This window comes from Terribacillus saccharophilus, from assembly GCF_046592895.1.
In the GTDB taxonomy this organism is placed as follows: Bacteria; Bacillota; Bacilli; order Bacillales; family Amphibacillaceae; genus Terribacillus; species Terribacillus saccharophilus_D.
The window spans coordinates 63,562-82,923 of the sequence record NZ_JAWVPU010000001.1 but is presented as its reverse complement, the minus strand read 5'-3'; the positions used below and the strand labels follow the sequence as shown (position 1 = coordinate 82,923).

Annotated in this window: 25 protein-coding genes and 1 riboswitch; of the genes, 21 read left to right on the top strand and 4 right to left on the bottom strand. The window is 45.9% G+C overall.

Features of this window, described 5'->3' with window-relative positions:
* Positions 1–147: 147 nt before the first annotated feature.
* From SFC66_RS00455 to copZ, 3 genes are read left to right on the top strand one after another with little or no spacing between them, the layout of a single operon-like run.
* Entirely contained in the window at positions 148–447 is a 300-nt protein-coding gene (locus tag SFC66_RS00455; RefSeq protein WP_411216741.1) for a metal-sensing transcriptional repressor, read from the top strand.
* 12 nt (positions 448–459) lie between these two features.
* Positions 460–2,844, top strand: a complete 2,385-nt coding sequence (locus SFC66_RS00450) for a heavy metal translocating P-type ATPase (protein ID WP_411216740.1) — start codon at positions 460–462, stop codon at positions 2,842–2,844.
* Between the two features lie 3 nt (positions 2,845–2,847).
* A complete protein-coding gene (gene copZ / locus SFC66_RS00445; protein WP_411216739.1) occupies positions 2,848–3,054 on the top strand; it encodes a copper chaperone CopZ in 207 nt (68 codons plus the stop codon).
* A 39-nt stretch (positions 3,055–3,093) separates the two neighbouring features.
* Here copZ and SFC66_RS00440 read toward each other — a convergent pair whose 3' ends face one another.
* The 4 genes from SFC66_RS00440 to SFC66_RS00425 all read right to left on the bottom strand — a co-directional run bounded on the left by SFC66_RS00440 (position 3,094) and on the right by SFC66_RS00425 (position 5,335).
* Positions 3,094–4,164 carry a YhgE/Pip domain-containing protein gene (locus SFC66_RS00440; protein WP_411216738.1) on the bottom strand — a complete coding sequence of 357 codons (1,071 nt, stop codon included), beginning with the start codon at positions 4,162–4,164 and terminating at the stop codon, positions 3,094–3,096.
* A gap of 54 nt (positions 4,165–4,218) precedes the next feature.
* Positions 4,219–4,641, bottom strand: a complete 423-nt coding sequence (locus SFC66_RS00435; RefSeq protein WP_411216737.1) for a MarR family winged helix-turn-helix transcriptional regulator — start codon at positions 4,639–4,641, stop codon at positions 4,219–4,221.
* Between the two features lie 119 nt (positions 4,642–4,760).
* Positions 4,761–5,084 (bottom strand): spore coat protein, encoded by a 324-nt coding sequence (locus tag SFC66_RS00430; protein WP_411216736.1) that lies wholly within the window; start codon positions 5,082–5,084, stop codon positions 4,761–4,763.
* 11 nt (positions 5,085–5,095) lie between these two features.
* Complete coding sequence (locus SFC66_RS00425) at positions 5,096–5,335, bottom strand: hypothetical protein (RefSeq protein WP_411216735.1); 240 nt, start codon at positions 5,333–5,335, stop codon at positions 5,096–5,098.
* A gap of 109 nt (positions 5,336–5,444) precedes the next feature.
* On the opposite strand from SFC66_RS00425, the gene SFC66_RS00420 reads away from it, so the two are divergent.
* The 18 genes from SFC66_RS00420 (at position 5,445) to SFC66_RS00335 (ending at position 19,316) form a co-directional block, all read left to right on the top strand.
* Positions 5,445–5,804 carry an arsenate reductase family protein gene (locus tag SFC66_RS00420; protein WP_411216734.1) on the top strand — a complete coding sequence of 120 codons (360 nt, stop codon included), beginning with the start codon at positions 5,445–5,447 and terminating at the stop codon, positions 5,802–5,804.
* Between the two features lie 83 nt (positions 5,805–5,887).
* Positions 5,888–6,277 (top strand): glycine cleavage system protein GcvH, encoded by a 390-nt coding sequence (gene gcvH, locus SFC66_RS00415; RefSeq protein ID WP_411216733.1) that lies wholly within the window; start codon positions 5,888–5,890, stop codon positions 6,275–6,277.
* A 132-nt stretch (positions 6,278–6,409) separates the two neighbouring features.
* Positions 6,410–6,760: a toprim domain-containing protein gene (locus SFC66_RS00410; RefSeq protein ID WP_411216732.1), complete on the top strand. Its 351-nt coding sequence runs from the start codon at positions 6,410–6,412 to the stop codon at positions 6,758–6,760.
* 15 nt (positions 6,761–6,775) lie between these two features.
* Positions 6,776–7,078: a thioredoxin family protein gene (locus SFC66_RS00405; protein WP_411217721.1), complete on the top strand. Its 303-nt coding sequence runs from the start codon at positions 6,776–6,778 to the stop codon at positions 7,076–7,078.
* Between the two features lie 83 nt (positions 7,079–7,161).
* Positions 7,162–7,488 carry a hypothetical protein gene (locus tag SFC66_RS00400; RefSeq protein WP_411216731.1) on the top strand — a complete coding sequence of 109 codons (327 nt, stop codon included), beginning with the start codon at positions 7,162–7,164 and terminating at the stop codon, positions 7,486–7,488.
* Positions 7,489–7,550: 62 nt separating this feature from the next.
* A riboswitch (SAM riboswitch) is annotated at positions 7,551–7,652 on the top strand.
* Positions 7,653–7,746: 94 nt separating this feature from the next.
* Positions 7,747–8,769: a methionine ABC transporter ATP-binding protein gene (locus SFC66_RS00395; RefSeq protein ID WP_411216730.1), complete on the top strand. Its 1,023-nt coding sequence runs from the start codon at positions 7,747–7,749 to the stop codon at positions 8,767–8,769.
* Positions 8,762–9,430, top strand: coding sequence for a methionine ABC transporter permease (locus SFC66_RS00390; protein WP_411216729.1), 669 nt, complete (start codon positions 8,762–8,764; stop codon positions 9,428–9,430). Before SFC66_RS00395 ends, SFC66_RS00390 begins: the two co-directional genes overlap by 8 nt.
* Before the next feature lie 15 nt (positions 9,431–9,445).
* On the top strand, positions 9,446–10,270 hold the full coding sequence (locus SFC66_RS00385) for a MetQ/NlpA family ABC transporter substrate-binding protein (RefSeq protein WP_411216728.1): 825 nt from the start codon (positions 9,446–9,448) through the stop codon (positions 10,268–10,270).
* A 232-nt stretch (positions 10,271–10,502) separates the two neighbouring features.
* Positions 10,503–11,282 carry a Fe-S cluster assembly ATPase SufC gene (gene sufC / locus SFC66_RS00380; protein WP_411216727.1) on the top strand — a complete coding sequence of 260 codons (780 nt, stop codon included), beginning with the start codon at positions 10,503–10,505 and terminating at the stop codon, positions 11,280–11,282.
* A 17-nt stretch (positions 11,283–11,299) separates the two neighbouring features.
* Positions 11,300–12,604: a Fe-S cluster assembly protein SufD gene (gene sufD, locus SFC66_RS00375; RefSeq protein WP_411216726.1), complete on the top strand. Its 1,305-nt coding sequence runs from the start codon at positions 11,300–11,302 to the stop codon at positions 12,602–12,604.
* Complete coding sequence (locus SFC66_RS00370) at positions 12,604–13,830, top strand: cysteine desulfurase (protein ID WP_411216725.1); 1,227 nt, start codon at positions 12,604–12,606, stop codon at positions 13,828–13,830. Before sufD ends, SFC66_RS00370 begins: the two co-directional genes overlap by 1 nt.
* Complete coding sequence (gene sufU / locus SFC66_RS00365) at positions 13,820–14,254, top strand: Fe-S cluster assembly sulfur transfer protein SufU (protein ID WP_411216724.1); 435 nt, start codon at positions 13,820–13,822, stop codon at positions 14,252–14,254. The genes SFC66_RS00370 and sufU overlap by 11 nt, the downstream gene beginning before the upstream one ends.
* A 52-nt stretch (positions 14,255–14,306) precedes the next feature.
* Complete coding sequence (gene sufB, locus SFC66_RS00360; RefSeq protein ID WP_411216723.1) at positions 14,307–15,704, top strand: Fe-S cluster assembly protein SufB; 1,398 nt, start codon at positions 14,307–14,309, stop codon at positions 15,702–15,704.
* A gap of 204 nt (positions 15,705–15,908) precedes the next feature.
* A complete protein-coding gene (locus SFC66_RS00355) occupies positions 15,909–16,388 on the top strand; it encodes a DUF2975 domain-containing protein (protein ID WP_411216722.1) in 480 nt (159 codons plus the stop codon).
* 9 nt (positions 16,389–16,397) lie between these two features.
* Complete coding sequence (locus tag SFC66_RS00350) at positions 16,398–16,616, top strand: helix-turn-helix domain-containing protein (protein ID WP_411216721.1); 219 nt, start codon at positions 16,398–16,400, stop codon at positions 16,614–16,616.
* A gap of 31 nt (positions 16,617–16,647) precedes the next feature.
* Positions 16,648–17,499, top strand: a complete 852-nt coding sequence (locus SFC66_RS00345; protein ID WP_411216720.1) for a DUF817 domain-containing protein — start codon at positions 16,648–16,650, stop codon at positions 17,497–17,499.
* Between the two features lie 207 nt (positions 17,500–17,706).
* Complete coding sequence (locus SFC66_RS00340; RefSeq protein ID WP_411216719.1) at positions 17,707–18,450, top strand: hypothetical protein; 744 nt, start codon at positions 17,707–17,709, stop codon at positions 18,448–18,450.
* A gap of 77 nt (positions 18,451–18,527) precedes the next feature.
* Positions 18,528–19,316 carry an SDR family NAD(P)-dependent oxidoreductase gene (locus SFC66_RS00335; RefSeq protein ID WP_411216718.1) on the top strand — a complete coding sequence of 263 codons (789 nt, stop codon included), beginning with the start codon at positions 18,528–18,530 and terminating at the stop codon, positions 19,314–19,316.
* The last annotated feature ends 46 nt before the right edge of the window (positions 19,317–19,362 follow it).

Sequence of the window (19,362 nt, the reverse complement as noted above, 5' to 3'; positions counted from 1 at the left end):
GTACTAGTTCACAAGGAACTATTCTATCGTAATCATTTCGATTTGTAAATCATAATCGTTTCGATTTGAGTTTTATTGGTTGACGTATACCTATAGGGGGTATATCATGAATGTATACCTACTGGGGGTATAAAAAGGAGGAACACTATGGAGCATTCTGATAAAAAGCCAGTCACACCGAGGACGACGACGGAAAAGCAAGCACTAGTCAATCGGCTGAAGCGGATTGAAGGGCAAGTAAGAGGACTGCAGAATATGATCGAGGAAGACAGGTACTGTGTCGACATCCTTGTACAAATATCTGCCATTCAGGCAGCTTTGAAAAAGACGGGAGCTGCAGTGACCGAAAGACATATGAAGCACTGTGTTTCCCATGCAATCCAGCATGGTGATGGTGATGATGCTATCGAAGAGCTGATGAAAGTACTTCAGCAATTCGGGAAATAGGAGGCGATCCATTTGGAGAAGAAACAAGTGACAGTACCCATCACGGGTATGACTTGTGCAGCCTGTGCCACCCGTATCGAAAAAGTGCTCAATAAAATGGATACCGTCGATGCAAATGTCAATTTGGCGACGGAAAAAGCAGCGATTACTTTTGAACCTGATACAGTCGACGAGACCGATTTAGCAGGAAAAATCGAAAAGCTTGGTTACGGCGTGAAACAGGAAGAAGTATCGCTTGATATAAAAGGGATGACCTGTGCAGCCTGCTCAGCTAGGATCGAAAAAGTGCTGAACAAGCAAGAAGGCGTGCAGCGTGCGGCTGTTAACCTGGCTGGTGAGACAGCTGCCATCGAGTTCAATCCGCTGCTTACCGGTACACAGGAATTGATCGGCCGCATCCGCAAGCTGGGTTATGATGCCAGTCTGCGGAAATCCAGGGACGAGAATGCAAAATCGCAAGATAAAGCTATCATGATGATGCAAATGAAGCTTTTACTTTCTGCTTTGCTATCTTTGCCGCTGCTTGCAACGATGGGCGGGCATTTAGGATGGTATGATGTTCCGCATATCCTCATGAATCCATGGGTGCAGTTGGTTTTAGCCACACCGGTTCAATTTGTGATCGGCTGGCAGTTCTATCGCGGGGCTTATCATAGTTTGCGGAGCGGTTCTGCCAATATGGATGTGCTTGTTGCACTTGGGACCAGTGCTGCATATTTCTATAGTTTATATGAAGTGATCCGGTATCAAGGCAGCGGATACATGCCAGCATTGTATTTCGAGACTAGTGCCATTCTGATAACGTTGATCCTGCTCGGTAAATATATGGAAAAAGTTGCAAAAGGCCGGACAACCACCGCCATTACCTCGCTTGTCGGTCTACAGGCAAAAGAAGCGACCGTATTGCGCGGAGCATCAGAAGAGAAAGTTGCAGCAGCAGACTTGATTCAGGGTGATATCGTCATTGTGCGTCCGGGAGAAAAGATTCCGGCAGATGGCATCATCATGAAAGGAAGCACCCATATTGACGAGTCGATGCTTACCGGCGAAAGCATTCCAGTCAGCAAGGCAATTGGTGACAATGTTGCAGGAGCCACCGTCAATACGAATGGAAACATCCAAGTGAAAGTGACCCATGCAAATGATGAATCGGTCCTGGCGGAGATCATCCGGGCAGTTGAGCGAGCGCAAGGGTCAAAAGCGCCTATTCAGCGCTTTGCCGATCGTGTATCGTCATTTTTTGTACCGGCAGTCATCGTAATCAGTGTACTAACTTTTGCAATATGGATATTGTTAGTCAATCCAGGGGAGATGGCTCCGGCTTTGACAGCGGCCATCGCCGTGCTTGTCATTGCATGTCCTTGTGCATTGGGGCTCGCTACGCCAACCAGCATCATGGTCGGTACCGGCAAAGCAGCCGAAGCGGGCATTCTTTTCAAAGGCGGCGAACAACTGGAAACAGCATATAAGGTAAATGCGGTCGTTTTCGATAAAACCGGCACCATCACACAGGGAAGACCACAGGTGACGGATATTCTTGGCGATTCAAAGCACTTGCCTGAAGCGATCGCCTTGGAAAAACAATCAGAGCATCCACTCGCTCAAGCCTTTGTGCAATATGCCGAAGAACATAGTCTCCCCATCAAAGCAGTGGAGAAGTTTGAAAACATACCTGGCAGGGGTATTGCTGGAGTGGTGGAAGGCATTCCCGTCCTGATTGGTAATCGAGCCCTCATGACAGGGAAAGAGTTATCCTTTGAAGCGTTCATGGAACAAGCGGATGCTTTGGAAAGGGACGGAAAGACTGTCATGTTCCTTGCTGCGGATAAGGAAGTGAAAGCCATCATCGCTGTCAGTGATGCAGTCAAACCGGATGCAGCCGAGGCGATTGGACAATTGAAGACACAAGGTATCCGGACGGTGATGCTGACAGGTGATAATCAGCGGACGGCTGATAGCATAGCGGCCAAGGTCGGCATCGATACAGTCTTCGCTGATGTCCTGCCTACCGGAAAGTCAGACCATATCACTGCATTGCAGCAAGAAGGCTATACAGTGGCGATGGTTGGCGACGGTATCAATGATGCCCCTGCTTTGGCGGCTGCCGATATCGGAATTGCCATCGGGACAGGTACTGATGTTGCCATTGAAGCAGCAGGGGTGACCATTTTAGGTGGGGACCTCCGACTTGTACCGAAAGCTTTACAATATAGTGCCAAAACGATTCGGAACATAAAGCAAAATCTGTTTTGGGCGTTAGCTTATAATAGTGCCGGCATACCTGTTGCAGCTGTTGGCCTCTTGGCTCCTTGGCTTGCCGGGGCAGCGATGGCTTTCAGTTCCGTCAGTGTCGTGGCGAATGCATTGCGATTGAAAAGACAATTAAAGGAGAGATAAATAATGGATATGACAATTCAAGTAAATGGTATGACTTGCGGACATTGTGAGAAAGCGGTAAAGGGAGCCCTAAGCGAACTGGAAGGAATCCAGGGAGTGGAAGTGGACCTTGCCAGCGGAAAAGTGGATGTTGCTTATGATGACGCGCTTGTAACGAAGGAAGAAATGAAAGAAGCGATTGAAGAACAAGGCTATGATGTAGCGATATAAGAAAATGGACCTCCGCTTTCGTGAGCGGAGGTCCATTTTTTATACTGCGGCAGCTTTTTCGTCTTTTTTGACGTATTGAATCGGCTGCTGTTTTTTCAGTGCCAATGCCAGACAAGTAAGCAAGAATGTGATCACTAGAATCAAGCTTAAATGAAGGACTGCTGAAGGAACACTGTGTCCGGAATAAATGAGCTGGCTGAAGCCTTGCACCCCATTGGAAGCTGGAAGCACCGCTCCAATCACACGGAATACTGGAGACAAAAGATCGGTCGGGATGATATTTCCGGCTGCCATCAGCTGGAAAGGTATCATTGCCACATTCACCAAGGCACCGGCATTGCCGAAAATGGTGAAGCTCATCTGTGTGAAGCAGATGCATGCAAACACGACAAGCAGCTCGTAGCTCCATAGCTGCATATAAGAAGCTGCTGTATCATTGGCAAAGTAATGAATGGTAACGATGATGGTCGAAGTAACGACTCCGATGATCAGCAAAAGCAGCTGTTTGTTCCAAAAGACTTGCCATTTGCCGAACTTGCGATTCACGATTTGCGTCACGATATTCATTTGGATATTCATTGTCATGACCGCGATGAATACGATGAAGCCCATAATCATCGGAACCATCGAAGTGGCAAAGTTTCCGATTTGGTTTTCTTTGATGATATCAGCTTGTACATGAGAGCCAGCAATGCCAGCTGTCATTTGTCGTGCAATGCTTTCAGCTGCCGATATAGCAACTTGTGAGTTAGAGCTGTTCATATGGAATTGCAAAGATGTGTCATTCTGTTTGGCCAAGTTTTCTGTGAAAGCTTTCGGAATGACAACAAGCATCGTGATGTCGTTGTTATCCAGCTGTTCTTGAGCCTCATCATATGAAGCTAGTTCCGCATCGAATGGCATGTTGTTCATCATTTGTTCTGCCAATCCAGTTGCTTGTTCACCATCTTCATTGACGACAGCCACCTGTAGGCGATCCAGATGTGTTGTCGCATCGTGATAACCGGTGAGCCAGATGATGGAAAAGAGTAGTGGAACAATGATGGCAAAAGCAATGCCGACTTTCGTATTTGGGATTTTGAACATTTCCCGTAAAGGTTGTAAACGCAAAATTAAAAACTCCATTCTATAATAATTGCACATGCATGTATTTGAAGAAAAAAATCACTGCAAGTTCTGATACAGCTTATGAATCAGATTATGCAGCAATTCAATATCACTTTCTTGGAAACCCTGGTAAGCATGATTTTCGACTTCCTTGAGCTTCGGTTTGATCGTTTCGACCAAATCCCGGCCGTCTGCTGTGATCTTCAAGCGGATCGCCCTTCTGTCATGCGGGTCATGTCCGCGGGTGACCAGTCCCTTTTTGACAAGCTTATCGATGATCTTCGTAACGGTAGTCTGTTCTCTCTCCGTTAAATCAGCAAGCTCTTTTTGCGTGATATTATCCTGCTTGGTCAATTCAGCGACCAGCGATAACTGCTCTGGTGTCAAATCAAACTGCTGAAGCATCCGGGAAGTTTCACGTTTCAAGGATAGGTATGTCCGGGATAAGATCAGTCCCAATTCGTCCTGTGTCCTGTTCATGATCTGCTCCTTCCAAATAGTTGCACATGCAAGTATATTACAGACTTGCACGTCTCCCGTCAATGATTTTTTTAGATTCGCAGGAAAAAGGACAATCAGCTGCTGATTGTCCTTTCGGTTCATGTATAAGGAAGTTCCTGGCGCATCTTGCTGAATTGCTGGAAAGTTTGATCCACTTTTTGCTGCTGCGCTTGTTCCAGGCTGTACCAGCCGTGCTGGAACATCAGATTATACAAATTACGCTGTGCATCCTGTGATTCCTTGAAAATGCGAGCCACTGTTTCATATAGTGACTGGTTGCTCATTTCATTCAAAGCAGTGCTATAGGAAGCTGTCATATATTTTTCAGTTGCAAGTAAATCCGTTACATGATCACGGTCATTCATGTTCTGTGTCGTCGGTACTGCTGTCTTGGGATTTTGGATCTTTTCGTTCTCAGGCATGTTTCTCCTCCTTAATTGAGCGGTTTCGTCTGTAAATGCTCCAGCAGCATATCGTAATGGCGCTGATGCATCTGACCGACGGAATGCAGGGCTTCCTGCGCATCTGTCAGCTGTAACTCCCCTGCGGCATGCTGTGCTTTTTTGGCTGCATTCAAGTTCCAGTTGAGCATGTCGGCCAAGTACAGCAAGTCCTTTTCAGAAATCATTTCCGGCGGCTGCAGCATGATATCATTTGTATTATCCATCGACATGGAATCCCTCCTTTTTCCTTTTTATACTGCCCGGTATCGCATCGATTATTCTGTGCGTAAGATGCGGATGACTATGCTAAAATAGCTGTAAGAAAGGTAGGGGATTGGTATGTTCCGATTTTATTGGTACCCGAATTGCAGCACATGCAAAAAAGCAAAAAAATGGCTCGATGAAAATGGAGTAGCTTATGAAGCAATACATATCGTAGAAACTCCGCCAAGTCCTGAAGTGCTGCAAGAAGCGGCGGATAAGAGCGGACTGGCACTTACGAAACTGTTCAATACAAGCGGGAAAGTGTATCGTGAGGGCGGCTATAAAGAAAAAATCAAAGATGCCGATGAAACGCAGCTCAAAGCGTGGCTGTCCGGAAACGGCATGCTGATCAAGCGCCCGCTTTTGATCGGGGATAGAAATGCAGCTGTTGGATTCAAACCCGAAACTTATGCCGCGGCAACAGCTTCGAATTAAGCTGAATCGGTGGTAATTTTATGTATTACCTCTTATAGTAAATATGTTAGCTATTCTTGTAGAAAATAGGTGGAGGAATAATAATGAGCAACTTACCGAAAGATCTACGTTATACAGAAGAACATGAATGGATCAAAAAAGAAGAAGGCAATCAATACCGTATCGGTATCACCGATTTCGCCCAGGATGAACTTGGGGATATCGTATTTGTCGAGCTTCCATCCGTCGGTGACGAATTAAAAGCGGACGAGCCATTCGGCAGCGTCGAATCTGTAAAAACAGTTTCCGAGCTGTATGCTCCCATAAGCGGTAAAGTCGTGGCTGTGAACGAAGACTTGGATGACAGCCCTGAATTTGTAAATGAATCCCCATACGAGAAAGCATGGATGATCGTATTGGAAACAAGTGATGAAGCAGCATATGATGATTTGCTTTCTGCAGAGGATTACGAAGCAAGAACCAAAGAGGATTAATTTTTGAAGCCTTGATAGGCAAGGGCAGCGATTTCTTTTCATATACTATGGCAAGCGTCATTGCTAAGCTGCCTTTTTTCGGAGCACGGGCAAGGAAGCAATCAAATATCGATCAGAATAGGTGATGCCAGTATGGGTGATGAGGAAAAAGTCATTATTGTGGAAGGGCGCTCGGATAAAGAGCAGATCAAGAAGATCATTGATGAGGAAGTAACGATCGTCTGCACCAATGGTACGTTGGGAATCGAGCGGCTGGAACAACTGTTGTATGACTATGACTTGGATCACAAGCAAGTATATATCATGGTGGATGAGGACAGCGCAGGACATAAGCTGAGGAAACAGCTTGCCAGGGAGCTTCCGCATGCACAGCATATTTACGTAGACAGAACCTATCGAGAGGTAGCGGCGACCCCGGCACCTGAATTGGCTACAGCTCTGCTTAGCAGAAGTATCATGGTGCATCCATTCTTCCTTGTCTGAAGAAAGAAGGGATGAATTATCAATATCATCGAATCAGAGGTCCAAGCAGTAACAAACCAGGAGCAGGCAAGGATATTCGTGCACACGCCATTTTGCGGCACATGCCAGCTTGCAGAAAAAATGCTGCTTACAGTGGAAACTGTCATGGGCCAAGAGTATTATCACAAACTGAATGCTTCGCTATTCCCTGATTTCATGCAGGAAAACCAGATTGAAAGCGTACCTTGTCTGATCACTTTCAAACAAGGGAAAGTTCAGGAAAAAATATATGCGTTTCATTCTGTTCAGCATATGCTGGCGAAAACGCTGGGTGATTAAGCAGCTTTCCTATTGGAAAGCTGTTTTTCTTGCAGGAAAAACACATCCCTTGCGCTAAATAGAAAGCAAGGGGGAATGGCGGAATGATCATCAAAGAATTGAAACACTTCAAACAGCAAATCGAAAAAAGAGAGGACTTGCTGCCTTTATGCAATGATAAACGCCTCAAGGTCTTCATCGAATGGGAAGATGACCATTTCGACTTGTATATCGATAAAAGCAGCCTGACGACGCCTGCTTCCAGGCCTTATGGCTTTTTGCATATCCGGACAGATGAACATACCCTTCATCAGCTGCTGAAGGGTGAAATACAGCTGCGCAACATTAGCGACAACCAGGTTGTGGAAGGTGATTACCAGCATATTCTTCTAGTGGAAGCACTATTATACCTTGGCGCCCGAGGAAGGTAGTAATATATGTTGACAGAACTTTGTACTAGTGCTAAACTCCTTTTTAGCAATCATATATAAAACTCTTATCAAGAGTGGCGGAGGGACTGGCCCGATGAAGCCCGGCAACCACAGGTTTACCTGTATGGTGCCAATTCCTGCAGGGAAACCTGTACAGATGAGAGAACAATTTTCGCACACAAAAGCGTCTTTTTGTTCTCTGGACAAAAGGCGCTTTTTTTATGTTTGCAATACAGCAAGTGGAAGGAGGAGCGGAATATGATCACCATCAAAAACCTCTCCAAAATTTATCATACAAAAAAACAGAATATTACGGCGGTCGATCAGCTAGATTTGACTATCGATTCTGGTGAAATCTTCGGCGTGATCGGTTACAGCGGAGCCGGAAAGAGTACTTTCGTCCGTTTATTGAACCGTCTCGAGGATCCGTCAGCCGGTGAAATCATCATAAACGGCAAAGACATCGTGAAACAGCGTAAAAACGAGCTTCGTCTTGCCAGGCAGGAAATCGGCATGATCTTCCAGCACTTCAACTTATTATGGTCCCGTACCGTGCACCAGAATATCGCTTTTCCGCTCGAAATCGCAGGAGTGCCGAAGAAAGAAAGGAAAGCGAAAGTGGACCGTTTGATAGAGCTTGTCGGCTTGAAAGGGCGCGAGTACGCTTATCCATCCCAACTGAGTGGTGGTCAAAAGCAGCGGGTCGGTATTGCAAGGGCATTGGCCAATGATCCGAAGGTACTGCTTTGTGATGAAGCAACTTCAGCACTGGATCCCGAAACGACGGATTCCATCCTTGACTTGCTCGTCGACATCAACAAACGCCTCGGCCTGACCATCGTCTTGATCACGCATGAGATGAACGTCATCCGCAAGATCTGCCATCGTGTTGCCGTGATGGAATCAGGGAAAATCGTGGAAGAAGGCGAAGCAGCCCATGTCTTCCAAAATCCGCAGCAAGCCATCACGAAGCGTTTCGTCCAGCAATTGGATGGCAGCGAACAATATGAATCCTTATCGGCAGCCGCTTTGAAAGAAGGCGCGGGGACAATTGTGAAGCTTACCTTCTCTGGCGAAAATGTCAACCAAACCGTCGTCAGCCAAACGGCGAAACAATTCGATGTGGATATCAATATCCTGCAAGGAAATGTATTGCAGACACAAACCGGCGCAGTCGGCAGTTTGTTCCTGCAGCTTGTAGGGAATGACACGGAAGTGGATAAGGCTCTGGACTTCATCCGCAGTGCAAATGTAAAAGCGGAGGTGCAGGAACTTGTTTGAGAAATGGTTTCCGAATGTAGATATTGCAGACTTGAGCACAGCCATCTATGAGACTTTCTATATGACGATCCTATCCCTGATCGGAACATTCATCATCGGTATCATCCTTGGGTTATTGCTTTACCTGACTAGTAAAGGGAAACTGTGGGAAAATAAAATCGTGTATTGGATCGTAGCAGCGGTCGTCAACGTATTCCGTGCGATTCCGTTCATCATCCTTATTTTGCTATTATTCCCATTCACCGATTTCATCGTCGGTACGATCCGCGGTCCGGAAGCTGCATTGCCTGCGCTTATCATCGGATCTGCACCGTTCTATGCGCGCTTGGTCGAGATTGCACTGAAAGAAGTGGATAACGGAGTAGTGGAAGCTGCCAAAGCAATGGGTGCAAAGAACAGCACGATCATGTTCAAGGTATTGCTGAAAGAATCCACACCAGCACTTGTATCCGGTCTTACCGTAACAGCAATCGCACTTATCGGATCTACAGCGGTAGCGGGAGTCATCGGAGCAGGAGGATTAGGCGACTTTGCTTACTTCTATGGATTCCAGCGCCGTCAGTTCGACGTTGTATTCATTTGTACTTTATTGATCGTCATCGTGGTATTCGTCTTCCAATTCATTGGGGACTTGATTTCAAATAAATTAGATAAGCGATAAAGGAGAGGGATTCAATTGAAAAAGGCATTATTGGCTATTTTATCAGCAGCACTCATGGTGTTCCTGGCAGCTTGCGGCTCTTCAGGCAGCGGCTCGGGCGACGGGGAAACAACAATCAAAGTAGGTGCTTCCAGCACACCACACGCGGAAATCCTTAAAGAAGCACAGCCAATCCTTGAAAAAGAAGGAATCAATCTTGAAATCGAAGAGTACCAGGATTATGTCCTTCCAAATGATGACTTGGAAAGCGGTGACCTGGATGCGAACTACTTCCAGCACATCCCTTACTTGGAGACTTCCAATAAAGATACTGGATATGACTTGATCAGCCTGGGAGCGGTTCATTTAGAACCAATGGGTGTATATTCCAAAAACATCAAGAAAGTCGAAGACATCCAAGATGGTACAGAAGTAATCATGGGGCGTAACGTCTCCGAACAAGGGCGTATCCTATCCATCTTCCAAGAAGCAGGACTTATCAAGATCAAAGAAGGCGTCGAGCCTGTAGATGCTACTCTGGATGACATTGGTGAAAATCCGAAAAACTTGAAATTCAACATGGATAGTGAGCCGGCATTCCTTCCCGATATGTATGAATCCGAAGAAAACTCCCTAGTGGTAATCAATACGAACTATGCTTTGCAAGCAGGTCTTACACCTTCAAAAGATGCGCTGATCCTTGAAGGAACAGACTCTCCTTATGGTAACATCGTCGCTGCACGTGCCGAAGATAAGGATAATGAAGCACTGCAAAAACTGATGGAAGTCCTCCATTCCGATGAAATCAAACAATTCATCGAAGAGAATTATGACGGGGCGATTCTCCCTGTCGATAAATAAGAAGTAGCATTCTCATGCCTTTGCTGGTATTCTCAGCAAAGGCATTGTTTTTGGCTTCAAATGGAAGTGTGATACAATAGGACAAGACCATGTTAAAACTGTGTTTTAATCCAGTAAAAAAGTTGATAATGGTCGCGCAATGCTTTAAGATTGGAATGAGAATAAATTGATAATGTGTTTAAATAACATTATCGAAATTTATAAATTATAGCAGCTATCGGAGGGTTTATTAATGGCAGGTTCAGTTCTAGAGATCAAAGACCTACATGTTTCGATTGAAGATAAGGAAATTCTTAAAGGTGTGAACCTTACGATAAAAAGCGGGGAATTCCACGCGGTAATGGGACCAAACGGTACTGGTAAATCCACATTGGCGTCCGCTATCATGGGACATCCGAAATACGAAGTGACTAGCGGAAGCATCACACTTGACGGTGAAGATGTATTGGAAATGGAAGTGGACGAGCGTGCACGTGCCGGTCTATTCCTTGCTATGCAGTATCCAAGCGAAATCAGCGGTGTGACAAATGCCGACTTCCTTCGTTCTTCCATCAATGCCCGCCGCGAAGAAGGCGATGAGATTCCATTGATGAAATTCATCAAGGAAATGGACGAAGCAATGGACTTCCTTGAAATGGATAAAAATATGGCGCAGCGCTACTTGAACGAAGGTTTCTCCGGCGGTGAGAAAAAACGTAATGAAATCCTACAGTTGATGATGATGAAAGCTGAAATTGGTATTCTTGATGAAATCGACTCCGGTCTTGACATCGATGCATTGAAAGTCGTTGCAAAAGGTATCAACAAATTGCGTGATGAAAACTTCGGTTGCCTAATCATTACCCACTACCAGCGTTTGCTAAACTACATCGAGCCTGACTTCGTACACGTTATGATGCAAGGCCGTGTTGTTAAGTCTGGCGGTTCCGAGCTTTCCCAGCGTTTGGAAGCAGAAGGCTATGACTGGATCAAAAAAGAGCTAAACATCGAAGACGAAACGATTAACGCGTAAACTGGAGGAGGGATCTAATGACTGTTGAAACGAAGCAACCATATAACGATGAATATATCAGCCGTTTTTCCAGTTCCCGCAATGAGCCTGAATGGATGAAGGAACTTCGCCAGCAAGCTCTTTCCCAATCGGAAGCTTTGGACATGCCAAAACCCGATAAAACTGGGATCAAGAACTGGGATTTCGACACATATGTGCATGAAGTCGAAGGGGAGAAAATCAGTGCATTGAACAGCTTGCCTGAAAGTGTGGCAGCACTGATCGATACGGAAAACGCTCCGAACCTTTACATTCAGCGCAACAATAGCGCAGCATATCTTGCTCTAAACGAAAAATGGAGCGAACAAGGCGTCATCTTCACCGATATCTTCACAGCGATGCAGCAGCATGCTGACTTGGTGCAGCGCTATTACATGAAGGATGCCGTGAGCATCGATGAAAACCGTCTGACTGCTCTGCATGCAGCATTGATGAACGGCGGAGTATTCGTTTATGTACCGAAAAATGTTGTTGTGGATGAGCCGCTTCAGACGATCTTCTGGCAGGAAGACGACAAAGTCGCTTCTTTCAACCACATTTTGATCGTTGCCGAGGCGAACAGCTCTGTAACATATGTTGAAAACAGCATTTCCCATAATGCGGACCAAGCGACATTTGCCAATGTCGTGACAGAAGTCATTGCTGCGGATAATGCAAACGTGTCATATGGCGCGGTTGATAATTTTGCAGCAGGTACGACTGTTTATGCGAAACGCCGCGGCGTTGCTTACCGTGATGCCCGCATCGATTGGGCTATCGGCCAAATGAACGATGGTAACACGATCAGTGAGCATATCACGAACTTGATCGGTGATAACTCCGCATCCGATGCGAAGAGTGTTGTTGTAGGACGCGGAAAACAAATCCAGAACTTCACGACGAATATCGTCCACTTTGGTAAAAATTCCGTTGGTAACATCTTGTCTCATGGTGTCATGAAAGAACAAGCAAGCTCTGTATTCAACGGAATCGGTAAAATCGAACATGGTGCCAGCAAATCCGACGCCAACCAAGAGACGCGTGTCTTGATGCTGAGTCAAGGCGCACGCGGGGATGCAAACCCGATTCTTTTGATTGATGAAGATGATGTTATCGCTGGACACGCTGCTTCTGTCGGCCGAGTGGATCCGCTTCAGCTTTATTACTTGATGAGCCGCGGTATCACGAAACATGAAGCAGAACGTCTGATCATCCATGGCTTCCTTGCCCCTGTCGTGAATCAGCTGCCGATCGAAACGGTTAAAAACCAGCTGACTCAAGTAATCGAAGGGAAAGTAAACTAATGGATGCGCGCTCTATCCGGGAACAGTTCCCGATCCTTCATCAGGAGGTTAACGGACATCCACTGGTCTACTTGGATTCTTCTGCAACTTCCCACAAACCGATAAAGGTGCTGGAAGCTGTGGATGCCTATTACCGGAATGATAACAGCAATGTACACCGCGGTGTGCATACGCTGGGAAGCCGGGCCACGGATAAATACGAAGGTGCCAGGGAAAAGGTGCAGCAGTTCATCAATGCCAGAAGCACCAAGGAAGTCATTTTCACGCGCGGTACGACGACAGCAATCAATACGGTTGCTCATAGTTATGCCCGTGCGAACTTGGAGCCTGGTGATGAAGTGATCATCACCCCGATGGAGCATCATAGCAATATCATTCCGTGGCAGCAGGCGGTCAAAGCGACCGGAGCCACATTGAAATATGTTGAACTGAATGAAGATGGAACACTGAACATGGAAGATGTGAAGAAATCGATCGGTCCGCAAACGAAGATCGTCGCACTCACACACATCTCCAACGTGCTGGGAACCATCAATCCAATAAAAGAAATCGTCGAGCTCGCTCATCGGCAGAATGCGGTCGTGCTTGTGGATGGTGCACAAGGCGCTCCGCATGTGAAAGTGGATGTACAGGACATCGATTGCGATTTCTATTGCTTCAGCGGCCATAAGATGTGCGGACCTACGGGGATCGGTGTCCTTTATGGGAAGCAGGAGCTGCTGGAAGAAATGGAGCCAGTTGAATTCGGCGGTGAAATGATTGATTTTGTCCACTTGTATGATTCAACGTGGAAGGAACTTCCGTGGAAATTCGAAGGTGGCACACCAATCATAGCCGGAGCGATCGGTCTTGGTGCCGCGATTGATTTTCTCAATGAAATCGGAATGGATGACATTGCAGCGCATGATCAGAAGCTGACAGTCTATGCGATGGAGCGTATGAGCGAAATCGAAGGATTGACCATATTTGGTCCTTCCGCAGACAAACGCTCTGCTGTTGTCACCTTCAATATCGATGGTGTCCACCCGCATGATACCGCGACTGCCCTCGATACAGAAGGAATCGCTGTCCGTGCCGGACATCACTGTGCACAGCCGCTCATGCGCTGGTTGAATGCCACAGCGACTGCCCGTGCCAGCATGTACGTTTACAATACCGAAGACGATATCGATAAACTTGTCAGCGGACTGACAAAAACGAAGGAGTTTTTCGGAAATGTCTTTTGATAACCTTGATACACTCTACCGCCAAGTGATCATGGATCACTATAAACATCCGCGGAATCGTGGTAAGCTTGAAGGAGACGCATTGGTGGTCGACATGAACAACCCGACTTGCGGGGATCGCATCCAGCTGCAGCTTCAGGTGGAGGATGGCAAGGTGAAGGAAGCAAAATTCGAAGGGGAAGGCTGCTCCATCAGCATGTCTTCCGCTTCGATGATGACCCAGGCCATCAAAGGCAAATCCATTGAAGATGCACTCCGGATGTCACACCTGTTTTCCGATATGATGCTTGGGAAAGACATTGATCCTGGCAACTTGGAACTCGGTGATGTCGAAGCGCTGCAGGGAGTTGCGAAATTCCCGGCACGCATCAAATGTGCGACACTCGCCTGGAAGGCGATGGAGCAAGGCGTCGAAAAGAAATAATACTTGAACACTGTCGTGTGAAATAGATGCAATCCTATAAGGAGGTTTTACCATGGCTAAAAAAGCGCCTGAGATTGGAGATTATCGGTATGGCTTCAGTGATCGTGATGTTTCCATTTTCCGTACGGAAAAAGGACTGACACCTAGAATCGTTGAAGAAATCTCTAAAATGAAAGAAGAACCACAATGGATGCTTGACTTCCGTCTTAAATCCTTGGAGCAGTTCTATAAGAAGCCAATGCCGCAGTGGGGCGGAGATCTTGCTGAGCTTGACTTCGATGAAATCACATATTACGTGAAACCTTCCGAGCGTTCTGAGCGTTCTTGGGATGAAGTACCGGAAGAAATCAAGAACACATTCGATAAACTTGGTATTCCGGAAGCGGAGCAGAAATACCTTGCTGGTGTTTCCGCGCAGTACGAGTCCGAAGTTGTCTATCACAACTTGAAAGAAGACTTGGAAGAAATGGGTATCGTCTTCAAAGACACGGATACAGCTCTTAAAGAAAATGAAGATCTATTCCGTGAGTACTTTGGTAAGTTGATTCCTGCTTCCGATAATAAATTCGCTGCTTTGAACTCAGCAGTATGGTCCGGCGGATCCTTCATTTATGTACCGAAGGGCGTTAAAACGGATATCCCATTGCAAGCATATTTCCGGATCAACTCCGAGAATATGGGACAGTTCGAGCGTACACTGATCATCGTTGATGATGATGCATCCATCCATTATGTGGAAGGCTGTACAGCACCAGTGTACACAACGAACTCCTTGCACAGTGCGGTTGTTGAGATCTTTGTCGGTAAAGATGCTTACTGCCGTTACACTACGATCCAGAACTGGGCGAACAACGTTTATAACTTGGTTACAAAACGTGCGACTGTTGATGCAAACGGTACGATGGAATGGGTCGATGGTAACATCGGTTCCAAACTTACAATGAAATACCCTGCCATCATCCTAAAAGGTGAAGGCGCACGCGGTATGACATTGTCCATCGCACTTGCAGGTAAAGGCCAGCATCAGGATGCCGGTGCAAAAATGCACCACTTGGCACCAAACACATCTTCTACGATTGTTTCCAAATCCATCTCCAAGCAAGGTGGTAAAGTAACGTATCGAGGAATCGTTCACTTCGGTAAGAAAGCAGACGGCGCACGCTCCAATATCGAGTGTGACACGCTTATCCTGGATAACAAATCCACTTCCGACACGATTCCATACAACGAGATCTTCAACGAAAACATCTCTTTGGAGCACGAAGCGAAAGTTTCCAAAGTATCCGAAGAGCAATTGTTCTACTTGATGAGCCGTGGTATCTCTGAAGAAGAAGCAACAGAAATGATCGTAATGGGCTTCATCGAGCCATTCACGAAAGAACTTCCAATGGAATATGCCGTTGAGATGAACCGTCTGATCAAATTCGAGATGGAAGGTTCCATCGGTTAATAACTTTTTAAATGGAATATAAATGGAAGACGAACTTTTAAAGTTCGTCTTTTTTTTGTGCAGTAAAATAGGGACGCACTCTGTAATTCACCATTGGTATTTATAATTAACAATAATATTTATATATTAATCAATAATAATTTATTGTAAAACGATAAATATTAGGTTAGAATCATAAATAAGAAAATAAAGAGAGGTGCTTTTATGAAACGAGAAACCCTATTTTTAAAGTTTGCTGTTTTCTTTATGGCTCTTCCGATGGTGGCTTTATGTATCTTCGTCATTCCCGCCATATCATTTGGATCGGCTGATTATTATCCGGAGGCTGAATTTCTGAAGTACTTTGTGCTTGTTGCCCTATATCTGTCAGCCTTAGCTTTCTTTGCTGCGTTATATCATTCCTTCCGCTTACTCGGCTATATTGACAAAAACATCGCATTTTCCGACTTGTCAGTGCAAGCGTTGAAACGAATCAAGCAATGCGGCATCTTGATCAGCATTATTTATGTGCTGCTTATGCCGATGATCTATCTAGTCGCTGAGCGGGATGATGCGCCAGGTTTGATCCTGGTCGGCGCCGCCATTATCTTCGGTGCGTTAGTGATCACCTTCTTTGCTGCGGTGCTGCAGAAGCTTTTGCAAAATGCCATCGATATAAAATCAGAAAATGACTTGACGGTCTGAGGTGAGAACATGGCGATTATTATAAACATTGATGTAATGCTGGCCAAAAGAAAGATGAGCGTGACCGAGCTCTCTGAGAAAGTGGGGATTACGATGGCGAACTTGTCCATTCTGAAAAATGGAAAGGCAAAGGCCATCCGCGTGTCGACATTGGATGCCATTTGCAAGGCGCTGGATTGTCAGCCAGGCGATATTTTGGAATACCGGTTGGACGAAGAGGCGGAGTAAGCATACTTTATGTGCAGCGGAGGGAATCGAGATGAGAAACCAATTTTTCGTTAAAGAAGCTAACGTGCATGGAAGCAGCACTTCAACTATAAAGCTGCTTGGAAGCCTCTATCAGCTTGTTCATTTTGGCTGGCAGCAGAGCATGGCATGTTCATTTCCAGTTGTCATATTTGCAGCGCTTGCTCTGACTCAATTCATCCCGCTGCCATTGCTTCCGCGCTATGACTGGCTGTTGATCATTTGTCTCACGATGCAGATCATCATGCTCCGAACCGGTCTTGAGACACGTGATGAAGTAAAGGTGATTACGCTGTTTCATCTGATTGGGCTATGTTTGGAGCTGTTCAAGGTCCATATGGGTTCGTGGAGTTATCCGGAAGAAGGTTATTCCAAGATTTTCGGCGTACCGCTTTACAGCGGTTTTATGTACGCCAGTGTGGCTAGTTATTTGTGTCAGGCTTGGCGCCGGCTGCAGGTGGACTTGATCCAATGGCCGCCTTTCACCGCAGCTGTCCCGCTTGCGGCTGTTATCTATTTAAACTTCTTTACACATCACTTTTGGCTGGATATAAGGTGGATTTTATCCGGGCTTGTCCTAGTCGTTTTTTGGAAGACATGGGTGATATACAAGGTGAACGGCAAGTGTTACCGGATGCCGCTGGCGCTTTCGTTTTTCTTGATCGGCTTTTTCATCTGGATAGCGGAAAACATCGCTACATATTTCAAGGCGTGGCAATACCCGAACCAAGCTGGTGCTTGGAGCCTTGTGCATCTTGGGAAAGTAAGTTCATGGCTGTTACTCGTAATCGTCAGTTTCCTGATTGTGGCCACATTGAAACTGTATAAGGAAAAACGCCGGCCCTTAAGAGGGAATGGTATCTAGCAGAAAGACTTACAAAGGATACATGCTTTGTAAGTCTTTCTTTTACATAATATTTACAGAAGGATTGAGTCCTCCTTGCCTGTTCAATCGTGTATATAGTATCAATCAAAGGGAGTGGGACAGCTGAAATCCATTTTGGTTTTAGTTATGTTACTTTTGGTTTTGACAGGATGCAGCCTGACTTCCGCGAAAGCAGTGGAGAATGATATGCTGCATGAAGAAATTGGTGCGGACGCAGACGAGATTTTATTGCTGGGGGAAGATATCAGGGAGGAAGAAGTGAATGGCCGTGACAGATATTGGACAGAAGAAGAATATGGTAAGGTGGAAGCTTTTCAGGATAAATACTATATAGGATCATTTGAGACGAAAGATGGAGATACCCATCATTTAACCGATTTCGAACGGGGATTTGTACGTGCGGCTGCTGCATTGGCTACACAGGATGATGAGAATCCGTATGGTGCCGAACTGGATGACGACTCTTTGGATAGATCATATCAAGAAGATTACCGGGAAGCGCGGGCAGCATTCAAGGAATTGTTGAAAATAAAAAGTGAAGAGGAATTGCCTTCTGACTTGATTGGGAAATACCCGGATAAAATAAGGACAGAGGGAGTGCCGGAAGAACTAAAGCAAGATAGCAAAGAAGTGTACAACGCACTTGTATCAGAAGCAGGGGGAAAGTTGGAGAATGATAGCACGGATATGTACGATGTAGCTGAATCGGAAGCAACAGTGAATTTCATTGAATTATATAACGCATATAATGAGAAATATGGTGATTTACCCGAAGGATTCGTTCTTTCGGATGGAAAACATTATATGCATAATGAAGAAACGAAAGAATTGGCTGCCAATGTCGAGCGGATGCATCCGAATTATCTATCTTCGCTCACCCCTACTTTATCTGAAAAGTATCGTGAAGAGGTAAGGGAAGCATTGGAATGATTTGAGCAGATTATGTTTCGCACTCTTTCGGTATGGGAACTTCTTTTTTATGTGCAAACAAAAAGGAGATGTGTTCCATGAGTTATCAATTACAAGATAAAGTTGCCATCGTGACAGGTGCAAATGACGGCATCGGTTATGCTACGGCACAGGCATTGCTGGATGAGGGCGTTAAAGTGGTCGGTGTCAGCTTAAAAACGGATGATATGGGGGAACTTATCCATCATGATTCTTTTGTGCCAATGGCGATTGACCTAACCGAAGATGGGGCTGCTGAGAAGGTCGTCGACAAAGCAGTGACCCAATTCGGGAAATTGGACATCCTTGCCAACGTGGCGGGTGTGGCTACTTATAAGCAGAGCTTCATGGATGTGTCGATGGATATCTGGAAAGAAACGTTCGAAACGAATGTGTTTGCGGTTGTGGCATTGACGAAAGCAGCAATTCCGGAGCTGAAAAAACAGCCGGGTGCAAGCATCGTCAATGTAGCGTCCGAAAGCGGCCACGTGCCGGATTCGTTCGCGATCGATTACAGCGGCAGCAAAGCAGCGGTCCTCAATCTTACACAAGCTTTGGCTGACGAATTCGGCGGCGATATCCGGGTGAATGTCGTATCTCCTGGCCCGACTCGGACGACGATGTGGAATAAGCCGGGCGGTATGGTCGATATGCTCAGTGATATGTTCGACAAGCCGGGTGAAGAGGCTGTCAGCTATTTCGCGAAGGAAGTCCGTCAGATTCCGCGCGGCGAAATCGGAAAACCAGAAGAGATTGCCAATGTGATCGTCTTCCTTGCTTCAGACAAAGCAGCGTATGTAAATGGTGCTGAATTCCCTGTGAACGGCGGCTCGGTCAAATACAAATAAATTCTGTTATAATGGTATGACTGCGGTACACAGTCATACTATTTTT

Coding starts and splice junctions, on each gene's coding strand:
- SFC66_RS00350 (WP_411216721.1), top strand. CDS start 16,398: ATGGCGATTATTATAAACATTGATGTAATGCTGGCCAAAAGAAAGATG.
- SFC66_RS00455 (WP_411216741.1), top strand. CDS start 148: ATGGAGCATTCTGATAAAAAGCCAGTCACACCGAGGACGACGACGGAA.
- sufB (WP_411216723.1), top strand. CDS start 14,307: ATGGCTAAAAAAGCGCCTGAGATTGGAGATTATCGGTATGGCTTCAGT.
- SFC66_RS00370 (WP_411216725.1), top strand. CDS start 12,604: ATGGATGCGCGCTCTATCCGGGAACAGTTCCCGATCCTTCATCAGGAG.
- SFC66_RS00395 (WP_411216730.1), top strand. CDS start 7,747: ATGATCACCATCAAAAACCTCTCCAAAATTTATCATACAAAAAAACAG.
- SFC66_RS00435 (WP_411216737.1), bottom strand. CDS start 4,641: ATGAACAGGACACAGGACGAATTGGGACTGATCTTATCCCGGACATAC.
- SFC66_RS00425 (WP_411216735.1), bottom strand. CDS start 5,335: ATGTCGATGGATAATACAAATGATATCATGCTGCAGCCGCCGGAAATG.
- SFC66_RS00335 (WP_411216718.1), top strand. CDS start 18,528: ATGAGTTATCAATTACAAGATAAAGTTGCCATCGTGACAGGTGCAAAT.
- copZ (WP_411216739.1), top strand. CDS start 2,848: ATGGATATGACAATTCAAGTAAATGGTATGACTTGCGGACATTGTGAG.
- SFC66_RS00345 (WP_411216720.1), top strand. CDS start 16,648: ATGAGAAACCAATTTTTCGTTAAAGAAGCTAACGTGCATGGAAGCAGC.
- sufU (WP_411216724.1), top strand. CDS start 13,820: ATGTCTTTTGATAACCTTGATACACTCTACCGCCAAGTGATCATGGAT.
- sufC (WP_411216727.1), top strand. CDS start 10,503: ATGGCAGGTTCAGTTCTAGAGATCAAAGACCTACATGTTTCGATTGAA.
- gcvH (WP_411216733.1), top strand. CDS start 5,888: ATGAGCAACTTACCGAAAGATCTACGTTATACAGAAGAACATGAATGG.
- SFC66_RS00340 (WP_411216719.1), top strand. CDS start 17,707: ATGCTGCATGAAGAAATTGGTGCGGACGCAGACGAGATTTTATTGCTG.
- SFC66_RS00400 (WP_411216731.1), top strand. CDS start 7,162: ATGATCATCAAAGAATTGAAACACTTCAAACAGCAAATCGAAAAAAGA.
- SFC66_RS00420 (WP_411216734.1), top strand. CDS start 5,445: ATGTTCCGATTTTATTGGTACCCGAATTGCAGCACATGCAAAAAAGCA.
- SFC66_RS00355 (WP_411216722.1), top strand. CDS start 15,909: ATGAAACGAGAAACCCTATTTTTAAAGTTTGCTGTTTTCTTTATGGCT.
- sufD (WP_411216726.1), top strand. CDS start 11,300: ATGACTGTTGAAACGAAGCAACCATATAACGATGAATATATCAGCCGT.
- SFC66_RS00410 (WP_411216732.1), top strand. CDS start 6,410: ATGGGTGATGAGGAAAAAGTCATTATTGTGGAAGGGCGCTCGGATAAA.
- SFC66_RS00430 (WP_411216736.1), bottom strand. CDS start 5,084: ATGCCTGAGAACGAAAAGATCCAAAATCCCAAGACAGCAGTACCGACG.